10 protein-coding genes are annotated in these 15,263 nt (G+C 62.1%); 5 read left to right on the top strand and 5 right to left on the bottom strand.

The window, feature by feature from the left end:
- The first annotated feature begins 11 nt into the window (after nucleotides 1-11).
- From yidC to DFO47_RS17135, 5 genes are all read left to right on the top strand, one after another.
- Entirely contained in the window at nucleotides 12-977 is a 966-nt protein-coding gene (gene yidC / locus DFO47_RS17155; protein WP_018762816.1) for a membrane protein insertase YidC, read from the top strand.
- Nucleotides 977-1,522: a R3H domain-containing nucleic acid-binding protein gene (locus tag DFO47_RS17150; protein WP_109044848.1), complete on the top strand. Its 546-nt coding sequence runs from the start codon at nucleotides 977-979 to the stop codon at nucleotides 1,520-1,522. The genes yidC and DFO47_RS17150 overlap by 1 nt, the downstream gene beginning before the upstream one ends.
- A gap of 20 nt (nucleotides 1,523-1,542) precedes the next feature.
- Nucleotides 1,543-2,193, top strand: coding sequence for a 16S rRNA (guanine(527)-N(7))-methyltransferase RsmG (gene rsmG / locus DFO47_RS17145; RefSeq protein ID WP_018762818.1), 651 nt, complete (start codon nucleotides 1,543-1,545; stop codon nucleotides 2,191-2,193).
- Nucleotides 2,194-2,282: 89 nt separating this feature from the next.
- Nucleotides 2,283-3,362, top strand: a complete 1,080-nt coding sequence (locus DFO47_RS17140) for a ParA family protein (RefSeq protein ID WP_269208836.1) — start codon at nucleotides 2,283-2,285, stop codon at nucleotides 3,360-3,362.
- A 66-nt stretch (nucleotides 3,363-3,428) separates the two neighbouring features.
- Nucleotides 3,429-4,709, top strand: coding sequence for a ParB/RepB/Spo0J family partition protein (locus DFO47_RS17135; RefSeq protein ID WP_133832421.1), 1,281 nt, complete (start codon nucleotides 3,429-3,431; stop codon nucleotides 4,707-4,709).
- Between the two features lie 4,513 nt (nucleotides 4,710-9,222).
- Here the strand turns inward: DFO47_RS17135 and trxA are convergent.
- The 5 genes from trxA to DFO47_RS17110 form a co-directional block, all read right to left on the bottom strand.
- Entirely contained in the window at nucleotides 9,223-9,549 is a 327-nt protein-coding gene (gene trxA, locus DFO47_RS17130) for a thioredoxin (protein ID WP_018762822.1), read from the bottom strand.
- Between the two features lie 36 nt (nucleotides 9,550-9,585).
- On the bottom strand, nucleotides 9,586-10,542 hold the full coding sequence (trxB, locus tag DFO47_RS17125; protein WP_133832420.1) for a thioredoxin-disulfide reductase: 957 nt from the start codon (nucleotides 10,540-10,542) through the stop codon (nucleotides 9,586-9,588).
- Between the two features lie 208 nt (nucleotides 10,543-10,750).
- Complete coding sequence (locus DFO47_RS17120) at nucleotides 10,751-12,358, bottom strand: ABC transporter substrate-binding protein (protein ID WP_133832419.1); 1,608 nt, start codon at nucleotides 12,356-12,358, stop codon at nucleotides 10,751-10,753.
- A gap of 164 nt (nucleotides 12,359-12,522) precedes the next feature.
- Nucleotides 12,523-14,655, bottom strand: coding sequence for a murein biosynthesis integral membrane protein MurJ (gene murJ / locus DFO47_RS17115; RefSeq protein ID WP_133832418.1), 2,133 nt, complete (start codon nucleotides 14,653-14,655; stop codon nucleotides 12,523-12,525).
- Between the two features lie 60 nt (nucleotides 14,656-14,715).
- Nucleotides 14,716-15,216: an NUDIX hydrolase gene (locus DFO47_RS17110; protein WP_018762826.1), complete on the bottom strand. Its 501-nt coding sequence runs from the start codon at nucleotides 15,214-15,216 to the stop codon at nucleotides 14,716-14,718.
- Nucleotides 15,217-15,263 lie beyond the last annotated feature (47 nt).

The raw sequence follows: 15,263 nt of genomic DNA, 5'->3' as shown, positions 1-15,263 counted from the left end.
TAGGGATAAGTATGGACTTCTTTGGAACAATCATGGCCCCGTTCAAGTGGCTGGTTTCCATTATCATGATTGGATTCCACGATGGCTTGAGCGCCATCGGCATGCCCGCCGCAAACGGCTGGACCTGGACTCTGTCCATCATCGGACTGGTGCTGGTGATCCGTGCCGCCCTGATCCCCGTATTCGTCAAGCAGATCAAGGCGCAGCGCGGCATGCAGCTGCTGCAGCCCGACCTGAAGAAGCTGCAAGACAAGTACAAGGGCAAGACGGACCAGCTGTCCCGCCAGGCCATGGCCCAGGAACAGATGGCCATGTACAAGAAGCACGGCACCAACCCGTTCTCCGCCTGCCTTCCCATGCTGATCCAGATGCCCTTCTTCTTCGCACTGTTCCAGGTGCTTTCGGGCATTTCCCAGGCGAAAGACCAGGGAGCCGGCATTGGTGCGATGAGCCACGAACAGGTAGTGGAGTTCGATGCCTCCAGCATCTTCGGTGCGCCGCTGTCCGCCGCCCTGCTGCACGGCGGTGCCGGGAACACAGCCGTGGTGGTGCTCTCGATCGTGATGATCCTGGCCATGACGGCGTCCCAGTTCATCACCCAGAAGCAGATCATGGCCAAGAACATGTCTGAAGAAGCCATGGCCAGCCCATTCATGCGGCAGCAGAAGATGATGCTTTACATCCTGCCGGTAGTCTTCGGCGTGGGTGGCATCAACTTCCCCATCGGCGTTCTGATCTACTGGACCACCACCAACCTCTGGACCATGGGACAGCAGTTCTTCGTGATCCGCCGCATGCCGACGCCGGGATCCCCCGCTGCCAAGGCCCTCGCCGAACGCCGCGCAGCCAAGGGCCTGCCGGCCCTTTCCGTCCTCACCGGCAAGCGGGATGAAGCAGCCGACGCCGCCGCGGCTGCCGCCGTGGAAGCCAAGGGACAGCGCGTCCAGCCCCAGCGTAAGAACAGGAAGAAGAAGTAATGTCAGCCGAGAGCACCGAACACGTCCTTTCCGAAGAGATTGCAGACCAGGACGAGTCCCCCGCTAAGGCCTCTGCGGCCAGCCGCCTCGAGGAAGAGGGCGACGTCGCCGCAGACTACCTGGAGGAACTGCTGGACATCGCCGACATCGACGGCGATATCGACATCGAGGTCCGCAACGGCCGCACCTACATCTCCATCGTCGCGGAGGAAGAAACCGAGGGCCTCGAAGGCCTGGTAGGAGAAGACGGCGAGGTGCTTGAGGCTCTCCAGGAGCTCACCCGGCTGGCCGTACTCTCCGCTACGGAGAACCGTTCACGGCTTGTGCTGGACATCAATGGCTACCGCCAGGAACGTACCGGCCACCTGCAGAAGATCGCCGAAGATGCCGCAGCATCCGTCAAGGAGACCGGTAAGCCGGTTGCCCTTGAGCCGATGAGTGCCTACGAGCGCAAGATCGTGCACGACGCCGTGGCTGACCTCGGATTGGTCAGTGAGTCCGAGGGTGAAGGCTCCGGACGCCACATTGTTGTTTCCGCAGACTAGAGAGTGCCAGCACGATAACCATGGTTGATATCACGGCAGCAGAGCTTCGGGCTGCTGAGAAGATTTTCGGCGACCGCCTCGACCTGGCCAAACGCTATGTTGAGCACCTGGCCACCTCCGGGACCGAACGCGGGCTGATTGGGCCCCGCGAGGTTCCCCGGTTGTGGAGCCGCCACGTGCTCAATTGCGCGGTCATCGAAAGTGAGATCCCCCAGGGAAGCCACGTTGCCGACGTCGGAAGCGGCGCAGGCCTGCCTGGCCTTTGCCTCGCCATTGCCCGCCCAGACCTCGAATTGACGCTCATCGAACCCCTCGAACGAAGGGTTATTTGGCTCCAGGAAGTGGTGGACGACCTCGGCCTGGACAACGTCACCGTCATGCGTACCAGGGCCGAACTGGCCGTGGGGCAGGTGGACGCCGACGTGGTCACGGCCCGTGCCGTGTCAGCCCTGACGAACCTCGCAGGCCTGACCATCCCGCTCCTCGCCGGACACGGTGAGGTGGTGGCCATCAAGGGCCGCAGTGCCGGGGAAGAGATCGAAAAGGCCGCGAAGGTCATCCGCAAACTTGGCGGTGTGCAGACATCGGTGGTCACCGTCGGTGACAACATCCTTGAAGAGCCCACCACCGTGGTGCGCATCGTAGTGAACAAGTCCCAAAAGAAGTCCTAAAGTGGGCCCACTGACGGTGGTCAGACGGGTGGAGCAGTTAGGCTAGACAACGGCAGCAAAATTGGCTGAACGAGAGTGAGTGTGCCCCAGTGACGAGTAGTGAAGCCTCCGCACAACGGATCCCGCCGTTTGTGTCTCTGGGGTCGGCACGTTCCGTCGCTGGGTCCGGGTTGGCCGGTTTGGGAATGGCCCCGGCCCGGGGCGGGAACCATCCACGGCCGGCCACCGGTGCCGTTGGAAGCGGAGTTTCACGTGAAACAACCTCTTCCGGTAGGTCGAACGTCATCGATGCCATTGACGATTCGAGTCCTATCGCCCGTGAGCTCGCACACGAGACCAAACGCCGGGAACGCCTGATGGGTCGCCAGCTCCCGCGTCCGGAGCAGACCCGGATCTTCACCGTCTCCAACCAGAAGGGCGGCGTGGGCAAGACCACGACGACGGTAAACATTGCCGCAGCCCTTGCGGCCGCCGGACTCAACGTCCTGGTCATCGATATCGACCCCCAGGGAAACGCCTCCACCGCCCTCGGCATTGAACACCACGCCGATGTGGACAGCATCTACGACGTCCTGATCAACGACATCCCGCTGGCGGATGTTGTGGCTCCGTGCCCGGACATCGGGAAGCTGATCTGCGCCCCGGCCACCATCCATCTGGCCGGTGCCGAGATCGAGCTCGTCTCCCTGGTCGCCCGGGAACAACGGCTGCGGCGCGCTATCGACGTGTACGCCAAAACCCGCGAAAAGAACGGCGAAGAGCGCCTCGACTACGTCTTTATCGATTGCCCGCCCAGCCTCGGCCTCCTGACAGTCAACGCCTTCTGCGCCGCCAGCGAAGTGCTGATTCCTATCCAATGCGAGTACTACGCCCTGGAAGGCCTCAGCCAGCTCCTCAAGAACATCGAGATGATCCAGAAGCATCTCAACGCGGACCTCGTTGTTTCAACGATCCTGCTCACCATGTACGACGGCCGGACCAACCTCGCTGCCCAGGTTGCTGCTGAAGTGCGCCAGCACTTCCCTGAACAGGTGCTCTCCGCCGTCGTTCCCCGCTCGGTGCGGATCTCTGAAGCGCCCAGCTACCAGCAGACGGTCATGACCTACGACCCGTCCTCGAGTGGTGCCCTGTCCTATCTGGAAGCCGCCGCTGAAATAGCGGAACGCTAGAATCTTCAATACCGCAACGCATGGAGGCCCGGGTCATCCTGGCTTCACCACTGGAGGGATTTACCCATGAGCGAGAAGCGACGGGGCTTAGGCCGCGGTCTTGGCGCGCTGATTCCAAGTTCCGCCGCAGCCAATGGTTCTGCCAACGGTGCAGCGCAATCGCGGCCAGTGGACTTGTTCTTTCCGGAAGGCCGGAAGAAGACCGAACCCGTAGAGCAGCCTGCACCGCCGGCTGCAGCCAAGGCACAGGAAAAAGAAGGCCAGGCTCCCTCGGCCCGGATTTCCGCAGCGAAGACTACCCCCGCAAAATCGACGGCCACCGACAAGCCCTCCAAAACGGCCGCGGCCGCCAACGCGGCAGCCGACACGAAGGCCCCTGCCAAGAAGGCGCCGGGCCTGCGCTCCAAGGCTGCGGATGGGCCCGCCGCCTCAACGCCACCGGCGAAGGCACCCCAACCGGCTGAAGCCGGCGCAGCGGATAAGGTGGAGGCATCAGCGGCCCCGGAATCCGGCGTTGAGTTGGTTGAGGTACCAGGGGCACGGTTCGCGGAATTGCCGGTAGGCGACATCCACCCCAACCGTAAGCAGCCCCGAAATGTCTTTGATGAAGACGACATGGCCGAGCTGGTGCACTCCGTTCGTGAAATCGGAGTCCTGCAGCCAATTGTCGTTCGTACATCAACTGAATCTGGTAGTGAACCCTATGAACTGGTGATGGGTGAGCGCCGTTGGCGGGCGGTCCAGGCGGCAGGGCTGGAGACCATTCCTGCCATCATCCGTGACACCACCGATGACGACCTGCTGCGCGATGCCCTCTTGGAGAACCTGCACCGCAGCCAGCTGAATCCCCTGGAAGAGGCGGCGGCGTACCAGCAGCTTCTCGAGGACTTCGGTACCACCCACGAGCAGCTCGCTGACCGGATCGGCCGCTCGCGTCCCCAGGTGTCGAACACGCTTCGCCTGCTGAAGTTGCCGCCGCTCGTGCAGCGCCGCGTAGCCGCGGGCGTCCTGTCGGCCGGCCACGCCCGTGCTCTTCTCTCGCTGCCGGATGCAGCGGCCATGGAACGGCTCGCCCAGAAGATCGTGGCCGAGGGCATGTCCGTGCGCGCCACTGAAGAAGCAGTCACGCTCTACCAGGACCCGGCTAAACCGGCCAAAAACAACATTCCCCGCCCCGGGGCGCGGCATGAACGGCTCGACTACTTGGCGTCATCGCTTTCGGACCGGCTGGACACCAATGTGAAGATTTCCCTTGGCGTCCGAAAAGGTAAAGTCAGCATCGAGTTCGCCAGCGTAGAGGACCTCAACCGAATCATGGATGTGCTGGCGCCGGGAGCGACCAACTAGCGCTCACCGTTACTGGAGCCTAGGGAGGCCCGATTCACTGCGAATCGGGCCTCTTTGCGTTCCTGGGACGGTCGGCAAGACGGCCCCCGGATGCGAGGTCTCCGGGGCTGGCGAGAACTGACTCGGTTTAGGACCCGTCATGGCCCGAATTCGTCTGCCTGCTTACTGGGTCCCCGCTATGGAGCATTGCCGCATCCGACCGTCGGATGTGGCGGCAAGGATGTACTTTGCCTGCTTCGCGGGCATATTAGTCTGGGTTTGCCCACGTTCCGCTGGGCGTAGGACGTACAGCCGGCGTTCTCTGGGCTGGTCGGGGGTGGTGCGGGTAGTTTGTGGCAAACCGTCGGATCGGGGCTTTGCGGTCCCCGTGAGGGCCCATAGGGCGAATACCAGGCCCAGGATCAGGGCTATTGGAAGGCACTCGGCTCTTCAGCGGCTCTCCTGGTGCAGCTGAACCGCTGCTTCCGGATGTTCGGTCGAGACCCTACTGACGTCGGCGCACAGAGATGTGTGGATGGAAGACGATTTTTAGAGGTGTCGGAGCCGCACTACCAGTGCACTTCCGTCCGTTGTTTCACGTGAAACGCGAGCAATGTGCTGCGCTCCTTGATGTGCCGGCCAATTGCATCTACCTTGTGGTTATATCCGCGGCCGGTTTACTCTTCTCAAGGGTGTGCGGACATGGGCCTGAGTGCCATAGTTCGCGGGCGAATGTGCTTCTGTCATCGGCAGGCCTAAATGCCATGGTCCTGCCGCAGAATGTCATCATGTTTTACTGAGACTATTCGATTGGGCTACCTGGTGATGGATTCCCGTCAATCGAAACACGGTTGTGTCCGCAAAGACGTTTGTGTCCTTAGGCGGGTGAAATGCCAGCTCTGCGGTTCTTGCGCGCGTTGTAGGGCCACCGACTTCGCCGAAGCCGCATCGCGCTGTTAACGGACTGCTGTGAACCGGGCATCACTAACACTGATCATTCGCGGGTCCTTGTGGCACGAAGCCAAGGACCCACCTGAAAAGAAATCACCAGGCTGGTGTCGCCGATCATCTCGTGACACAGGTGTCGTATCTCACCAGGCAAGTGGTGCATAATCAAAATGCGGCTGTGCGATTTGGTCGAGTGCCCCGATACGGGAGAGTTCGGCTGATGTATGCAGTAGTACTGCTCCTTCTCAGCTGCTTTGTTTGGCGTTGGATTATTGGGATGTGCTTGTCGAAAGTAGCCATCCGTGTGGTTCCGTGTGTGCGGAGACCGTAGCTGTCCGCCTTGCACTGCCCGTCAATGTTTCACGTGAAACGGCGCAACTCCGGGTGGTGGCCGGCGCAGTCTAGATATGTTTCACGTGAAACACACCTAGTCGATACTGTCTTTCGCATGGGGAGTCGGAAATCCCGTGAGAGAGCCGGCGGAGCATGCGCATCCAGCTTCACGCGCTGCACTGCGGATGGACCCGAGAGCGGGGCGGACCTCGTGGCCGGCAAGGAAGGATGTTTCCGATCCACCACCCCTGAAATCACTGTGTGGCGTGGATGTCCCACAGCGTCCCGTGCTTCTTAGCGGGGCACATGGGAAGTGCATCGAGTGCAGCGTTCGACCATGGGTTCCACGGTCTTCGTTGGTGATCAGTAGTTCCTGAGGAGTCCTGCATTGGGCACTCGCTCAGTGAGTTGGAGTGCAGAAGCAGAGCTGCGAGGGCGCGTTGGCCCCGCAATGATCAGGAGTATGACCTAAGCCGTCTTGCTGTTGTTGAGTGCGCTCAATACGCAATATGGGAACAGACATACGGTGTTTGCTTAGGTCGTGGAAGAGTCTCGTGGAAGGCGGATCAATATCGCCACGACGCTGCCCTGGGGCGTGTGCCACCACGGAACGAGTTGGCGCGGTTACTTGCACGGAATCCTTGCGATGAGCATGGGCACCGTGAGTCCCTAGCCTTCGATACCTGCTCCCCGATGACCCTGTCCCCCGGCCTTCGGCGTCGTCCTGGATAACCCATTCTGGGTTTGGCACAGAGGCAAGGCGTGTGGCAATGCACTACCTCCTAGCGGCGCTGCCGACTACAGAGCTGCCGATGGCTATTGTTCGGCGGTGTTGAAACTACGCTCCGGGACGGAGGTTCGAGGCTTCACGGAGGTGTAGTTCCTTCGTTACGGCGCCCAACCGACACTTTGCCGGGCGGAGGTCTTCCACGTCGGATTGGCGTCGCGGGAGGCTGCTGTCCTTAAGAATCTCAAGAATCGCCTGTACGCCGTGCGTCGACGTTGGGCAGCGTTGTTTGAAGCAATGGTGTTGCACCGAGAAGGCCGCCTAGCTCGGCGCGAATGTATCGGCACCGGTGAACCCTGGAAATACCCGGAGCGCAACGGGCGATCCCCCGGAGCGTTTCATCTGCTTCGTTCGGCGGCAGAGTAAAGGTGGATATCCCTGTGGATAACTTTGTGAATAAGTTCTGTCCCTTATCCAGAGCTTCGCAGCGCCTTGTGCGTCGCGACTTGCTGCGGGAAGGCTACAAACCTTGCGGCAACGTAACCCCTAAGCGTGACCGCGGCGACGGCGTTTCACGTGAAACATCGTGTGGCATTGCACGGCAGCGATAAGCGCACATTTTGAGTGGAAAATGACGACATTTCCGGCGTGTATGAGCTAGATCAGCTCGTACCCTCGCGCGGTCGTTCCCGCGAATAGGCGGACATGGTGTCTAGACGAACACCTTGGGATTCGAATAGGCCGTTGAGGATCTGAGAATCCCTGGAATCGATGATCAGGCCGCCTGTGGATATCGCTGTGAATAACTCGACAGAGGTCCTGTGGATAACGCGTGCATAACTCAAGGCGGGATTGCCAAAGAGCGGATCGGTTGCCAGCTCAAGGCCCTCGGTGATGTCGCTGCAAATTGACCAAGAGGGGAACTTGGATCCGGGGTGGATTCGAGATCCAAGGTATCTTCGAAGTTGAACTGCCCCAGCCGGAGCCCATGGGGGCGAACACTGTTCCGCGTGAGGAGCCTCAGGAATGCCGCCCGTGTAAGAGGCGGAGTCTTCATGTCGCACCGCTCACGGCCAATCCAGCGGTGCCCCGCAGGTAGATCTTGGACGAGCCAACTCCCAATACCAGTCGGATGCAGGCAGCGGCATGCTCCCACCCCACCCATAAGATCAAAAGGGATATCGGAGCGCGCCTTCGTTTCACGTGAAACATCGACCCTCTCCCAGACCAAGTCGACCTCAGCGGCCGTACGCGAGCAATGTGAAGTCACCAATGAATAGCCGCGTCGGGATGACTGCCGTGTAAGGGCGTGTGCGCTGAACTGCGAGCCAACGACGACGAACCAAAGAGCTCTCAGGCTCGGCATCGATCCGATGCGTTGGAGGGCCGTTCGATCATTGACGCGGTGTACCGGTGACAGCGCTGCACGCCCCCTGGGCGAGCTCACGACCCGACGAGGATCTGGCTCATGCGTCCGTGTCACCGGGTGGGGCCCGCTGGTCCGGGTCAGGAAAGCGTAAAGAGGGGGCGCGGCTCCGCCTGGTCTCCCCCCAAGCCCTAGGCAAGCGACCTTGAAGGTCCGAGGGCGGTCTGTCTGAGAACCCCGTCCCCGCATGGACCGCATTCTTGCCGGCTGAAGCGTGTATGCCTGGGTCCGGAGCAGGATTCGAAGCGTCAAGTTGTGAAGGAGCTAGGCAGGAAAGCAATCTCCCCGGGCCATGGATGGAGGCGCTGTACATTTGTGTTTTTCGTCTGGGCCTAAGCAATTTTCAGCTCACCGGTTCGCGCGGTCGCCGATGCCAGTTGCGATTTCAGCTTGATCTTGGACTTCGTAGGACGATGGGAATGAGACCAGAAGTATCAATCGTCCGTTCTCGATGTGTGCACTTGATGATTGGCTTCTCACAGGAAGCACAAGCAATCTCCAGCTTTGCGCAGAAATATATGCCAAATGACTCGATTCGCACTATCCAAGCCGAGACTCCCCTCCGCTGTGTCCCGTAGACGGCACGCGATCCTATGACCGCATCGGCGCTTGCCATTGGGGTGACAGCGTCTACGATGTTTCACGTGAAACCGCGGGCGCCTCACACACCTCCGGCTCACATCTTGCGCACCCTCGTACGCTACCGTGCCAGTGTCCCGCGATGTAGAGATGGCGGCCTCCGACAGCTTGGTGAGACGCGATGCCTATTCGGCACCGCACCGGCGTGGCGTAGCAGGCAGCCAGAGACTCCCCTTGGGAGGTAAAGTTCCCCCGCATCTATGCCCCACGTCTTACATAGGTCAGAACCATCGACAAGGGGCCACGTCCAATGGGGTCAGTTAGACGGGACCGGGCGCGAAGGTGTTTCACGTGAAACGAACCTGTCAAGAACGATCTACGGTCACCCAAGCAGTGCCGAATTCAGGGTTGGATAGAAGTAGGCGCTCAAGCACGGCAGGCACTGGACAAAAAAGTGGCCCCCGCCAGGCGACGGGAGCCACTCTTTGACCTACTTCAGGTCAAGCCATATAGGCTGCAGTTCAGGAGAGGACGTCAGAGAATTCCTTCTCAAAGAACTGCTTCGGCTTTGCGCCGATAACAGTGCTCTTCACTTCGCCGCCCTGGAACAGGTAGACGGCCGGGATCGAGGTGATGCCGTATTCGGCAGCGATTGCCGGGTTGTCATCCACGTTGACTTTGACGACGTCGACTTTCTCGCTGTACTCGACCGAGATCTCGTCAAGGATCGGGCCAAGCTTACGGCAGGGGCCGCACCACTCAGCCCAGAAGTCGACGATGACAGGCTTTTCGGAGGACAGGACGTCAGTGCCGAAACTTGCGTCAGTTACATCTTTTGCGTTGCTCATAACCTTGTCTTTCTCTTCGGATAACAGTGTCGCGGATTATGCGGGCAGATCGGCCAGGTAGTGTTCGACGTCAATAGCCGCAACACATCCTGAACCGGAAGCGGTGATTGCCTGGCGGTACGTCGGGTCAACAACGTCGCCGGCAGCGAACACACCCGGGAGGCTTGTCCGGGAACTCCGGCCCTCCACGGCGATGGTGCCCTCGGGTGTCAATTCCAGGACGTCCTTGACCAAATCGGTCCGGGGATCGTTGCCGATGGCGACAAAGACACCCGTAACGGCAAGCTCAGACACTGACCCGTCCACCAGGTTCTTCAACCGCAGTCCGGTGACTTTGTCCTCGCCGAGAACGTCCTCTACCGTGCTGTTCCACGCAAAAGTGATCTTCTCGTGTGCGAGTGCACGGTCCGCCATGATTTTGGAAGCCTTGAGCGAATCACGGCGGTGTACAACCGTTACGGATTTCGCAAACTTTGTGAGGAAGAGGGCCTCCTCCATTGCTGAGTCGCCGCCGCCAATGACGGCAATGTCCTGGTCCTTGAAAAAGAAACCATCGCAGGTTGCGCACCAGCTGACACCATGTCCGGACAGGCGCTTTTCGTTGGGAAGCCCCAGTTCCCTGTAGGCCGACCCGGTGGAAAGGATGACGGCCTTTGCGCTGAAGGTCTCCCCCGTGCCGATGGTGACTTTCTTCACCGGTCCTTGGAGGTCGAGCCCGGTGACATCCTCAAACTGGATTTCAGTTCCAAACCTGGCGGCCTGCTTCTCAAAGTTCTCCATCAGGTCCGGCCCCATGATTCCTTCAGGGAAACCGGGGTAGTTTTCCACGTCCGTGGTGTTCATCAGCTCGCCGCCTGCAGTCACTGAACCTGCGAGCAACAGAGGCTTGAGGTTTGCCCGTGCGGTGTACACGGCCGCCGTGTACCCTGCCGGTCCCGAGCCTACGATGATGACATCACGTACGTCGGACGCCGTGTTTTCTGCGATGGTCACTGGAACGTGAACCTCTTCCTTGTTCGACTCGCCTCCCTTTGGAGGCCGGCCACATGGCACAACCGTGCCCGCGTGCTGAATATTCCAGCGCCCGGACAAGGTGAACCACCGCAAAAGGTACAGGACTATCCTTCGCAGGGCGCTCTTTCCAGATTACATTCCCCGCGCGCGGCGCCTGTCGCGGCTGTAACAACCGCGGCGTCGGGGCTTACTGGACCTTGATTTCTGCCAGGCGGAGACCGTAACCGTAACGGGTCTTTGGAGCCGCCAGCTTGGGAAGCGAATTGATGGAAACAAGCACGTACTGCGCCTGGACCGGCTCGGGAAGGGGCATGTTCAGGTCCGTGGAGGTGAAACTGCTGGTGCCAATGGACTTGGCTCCATCCAGGGATGGCTGGTCGTTGGTGTACACGGTGATGTTGCCGCCGGATCCCCCGAGCTGGGAGAGCGTAATGGAAGAAACCGTTGCCTTGCTCTTCAGCTTTACCACCAGCGGAACTCCCTGCGGGGCCAGGCCACCCCAGTTCTCCGTGGCGAACTCCATGTCGGACCAGTAGCTGGCGTTGTTGCCGTCGTAAGCCTTGACCAGGTCGCCATCGAATGTGGCAGCAAAGTCGAAGTTCCCCTGCCGGGTCACACTTTCAATAGCGGGCGGTACCGCGGGCGGAGCTGACGGGGCCGCCTGGGTGGCCGATGCAGACGCCTGCGGTGCGCTGGTGCTGGCGGGCGGAGTGGACTTGGCCTGGGGCTGCCCTGGGGTGAAGAGGCTGCCAAGGTTGGTGACGGCGAAGATCAGGCCTGCAATCAGCACAACGGCAAGGAGGCCGCCAACCAGCCAGCGCATGGAACGGGGCTGGTCGTCGGACTCATCATGGTCGTTGTCGTCGTCGCGATCGGCAAATGCGGTGCCTGCAGCGGCCGGGGCCGCCGCACGGGCAAACAGGGCTGACCTGCCGTTGCCGCTGCGGGGCTCTTGCGGGGCGTCGCCGTCCTGGTGATCGTCGTCGTCGCCCGATTGGGCGTAGTCGTCGTCAGACCACAAGGAAACCTTCGGCTTGCCGTCCGAAACGGACTGCTGTGGATGTGCCTGGGTGGTGTCGGTTGGACCGGTGTCCGTATCCGCAGTGTTTGCCGGCTCGAAGCCGGCGTGCTCGGCTGCAGGCTGTACGGGCTGGGCGGCAGTGGCATCGGGATCCACGTCGGCCGGTCGTCGTCCCGCCGAGGCTGCTGCTGCACCTGCACCTGCACCTGCGGCGCCAGCGGCACCGGTGCGGCCTGAACCCGGGGGAACAGCGGGAGCCTGGCTTGCGGGCCGGACCGTGGGCCTTGGCGGCGCGGCCGGCGCCGAAGGATAAGGATCAACCTGGCTCGGGTGCGAGTCGGCGTAGTTGATGTACCCGGCGTCGACGTTGTCTTCCTCGTCGTAGGGCTCGGGTTCGTGGGAGCGGGCCTGGCCGAAGATCTCACTGCCCAGCGTGTCCGTGAAGAACGGTTCGACGTAGGGCGGGTTGGATGCCACCACAAGATCCAGTAGGTCTGCGGCGGAGGTGTGGTTGGTGATGAGGTAGGTGGTGTCTTCGGTGACGCCGAGGTCCAATACCTGTACCGTGCCGGGGCGTTCGCCGGTGGCCACTTCGCGGGCGCTCTGGGCAACCTGCTCGGTGTTTTCCGGGCCCGCCACCAGGATGCTGACCGGCCGGTTAAGGACCTGGTCCACGCCGTCCAGCACCAGATCGTGGTCGTGGGAGGCCAATACCGTGGCTGTGACCTTGTAACGGCCACCCAGTACTGATCCGACATCGATCGGGTTGGACACGTGTTCCTCCTAGACTGTCCGGGATTGCCGGCCTCAATGACGCAACCGCCAATCAGGCGCCGCGCACGGCCGAACCCTGACTGCAACTACCCCTGTACCTGTTCGATCCTAGCCGATCAGCCCCGGACGGCCGTGGAGAAGACCGGCGCCAGAGCGCAACGGCATCACTTTTTCCGTGGGCGGCGTTTCTTGAAGTACGGGTTCTCGCCGGCCTTGCCCTGGTACGTCCGGCGGCCCGGAAGGGGAATCTGTTCGCTGAGCAGGCCCCCACGCGCCGTGGCGGGCTGCTCCTCACCAGGCAGGTACTCGGCCACCGGCACCTGCTGGCGGCCGTCGTCGTGCAGGTCCTGGCGGCGCACGCCGCGCTCCGGATCCGGACCCGCACGGAACGAGACGGCATCGAACTCGCCGGAAATCCGTGGAATGAGGCCGGTGTCCACGGAGGTGGTGGCCCGTTCAGGACGGTGCCCGGAGGAACCTGGGGCAGGAGCGGACGACGGCGCGTCCCCGGCTTCAGCAGCGGGGGCTTGGCCCCCGCGGCCCAGCCGGCCCAGCAGCGGCCGGAGCATGTCGCCCAGTTCGGTGACCCGGAACAGCCGAAGGAGCACGAAGTAGACGCCGAGCATGACAGGCCCTGCCACCGCGACCGTAAGCAGGGCCTGGAGGCGGCCGCTCCAAGCGAAACCATCAGGGTTGTAGCTGCCCAGCAGCCAGAGGGCGGCCGAACCGGCGACGGCGGAGCCAAGGGCCGCATAGCCCATGCGGATGTACGAATTGGCGATCCGCGGACCGTCCAGGCTGCCCAGCATGCGCCGCAGGAAGACCGCGCTGATGACCACCGAGAGGATGTTGCCCACCATATACAAAACGGCGATGGCGTAGATGATCTGGCCCACCGGCAGGAATTGGATGGCGAACGCACCGGCTACATAGACCACAGCCAGCAGCAGCTGCACGTAGAACGGCGTGCGGGCGTCCTCGTTGGCATAGAACACCCGGGACATCATGAAGTTGGCACTCATGAAGGGGGTGCTGAGGGCAAGGATGGTGAGCGTCTGGGCCAGCATGACGCCGTCCTGGCGCGAGCCGCCGGAGAAGAACATGCCCAGTGGACCCGCCAGGGCAAACAGCGCCAAGGCGCCGAACACCGTGGCGACGGCCATGGTGCGCAGCCCGTGCGAGAGTGCGTCACGAAGCTCCGCCCGGTTGCCGTCCTGCGAAGCCCGGGTCATCCGGTTGAACAGGACGGTGGCCAGGGACAGGGCAATAATCGAGTGCGGCAGCAGGTACAGCTGGCTGGCCACCTCCAGGACCGCGTTGCCGGGGAGGGTGGAGGCGGACGGGTCCCCCGCCTCCTGCAAGCGGATGCGTTCAGCGCCGGGAATGGTGGCGATGCGCATGACATAAAGGAAGGCCAGCTGCCCGACGGCGGCCGTCAGGAGGGTCCATACGCTCAGCCGCGCAGCGTGCCCCAGCCCCACGCCCCGCCAGCCGAACCGGGGCCGGAGCCCGAGCTTCAGACGGAAGACCGGCACCAGCAGGATGGCGGTTTGGGACAGTACGCCGATGGTGGAGAACCCGGCCACCAGGAGAGTCTGCGCAGAGCCCCAGTTATCGATGGTGTGGGCGCTGAACTCGTTGGTCCCGAAGATCCAGATGAACATGCCCAGGCCGGCGATGGCCACCAGGTTGTTCAGGATGGGTGCCCACATAGCCGGACCAAACGCGCCGTTGGCGTTCAGGACCTGGGTAAGCAGGGCGTAAAGGCCGTAGAAGAAGATCTGCGGCAGGCACCAGAACGCGAACGTTACCGCGAGGGCCTTCTGCTGCGGCGAATATCCCTGGGTGGTCAGCTCGATGACCCCCGGCGCGGCCAGCGTCACCAGCGCCGTCAGTCCGAACAGGAGCAGGACAGCGAGCGTCAGCAGCCGGCTGATGTAGTCCGCTCCCCTGTCCGGGGCCTTGCTTGCCTTGATGATCTGCGGGACCAGCACGGCATTGAAGACACCGCCGGCAACCAAAAGGAAGATCAGGTTGGGCAGGTTGTTGGCGTTGATGAACGTGTCGTTGACCGTCGAGCCCAGGCCCAGCGCGGTGCCCAGCATCCAGGTCTTACCGAAGCCCAGGAAACGCGAAACGAGCGTCCCTGCGGCCATGATGGCGCTGGAACGGGACTCGCTGGGACCCGCGGCCGCGGGCTGCGCGGTCTCCGGTGCGGCCGCCCCGGCGGTGGCGTCGCCGGGTGCGGCGTCATCGGGCCGGCCGGACCGGTCGGAAGGAAAGTTGGTAGCTGACATCGAGTTCATCGTCTCACCCACCGGCCCGTAACACCGCAATGACGACGGCGGCGTCCGGGCTTAGAGGTGTCCGGGCAGGACCTCGCGGGCAAGGTCCGCGATGCGGCGTTCGTTGGGGAAGGACAGCTTCCGGGCCAGTTCCTGGATGGGCACCCAGGCCACATCCACGGCTTCCTGGTCGGGATCGTTCTCGATGGTGAGCTCGCCTCCCGTGGCGCGCAGGAGGTAGTGGTGCACGGTCTTGTGGACCCGGTGGCCGCTGACCGTGAACCAGTAGTCGATGCTGCCCAAGGGCGCCAGGATGTCTCCCTCGATGCCGGTTTCTTCGGCAATTTCGCGGACGGCAGCCTGCTCGTTGTTTTCCTTGCCCTCCGGATGCCCCTTGGGGAGGCACCATTCCAACCGTCCGCCGCGATTAAGGCGGGCGATGATCGCAACCCTCAATTCGGCGTCGGACGTGTCCACCACAACGCCGCCGGCCGAGACTTCCTCAACCGTTGGCAGCGAGGCCGGTGCCGATTGCTGGGCAGGGGCAACGTGCGCCCCGATTGCCGATGGCAATGGTGCGTTCGTCCTCCTGCCGGGAGCGCTCGGTACTGGATGGGCCA

Origin of the sequence: Arthrobacter sp. AG258, assembly GCF_004364695.1 — a bacterium.
Taxonomy (GTDB): Bacteria; Actinomycetota; Actinomycetes; order Actinomycetales; family Micrococcaceae; genus Arthrobacter.
Note: the sequence above shows the minus strand (reverse complement) of the source record. Positions and strands in the feature narration are given on the sequence as shown.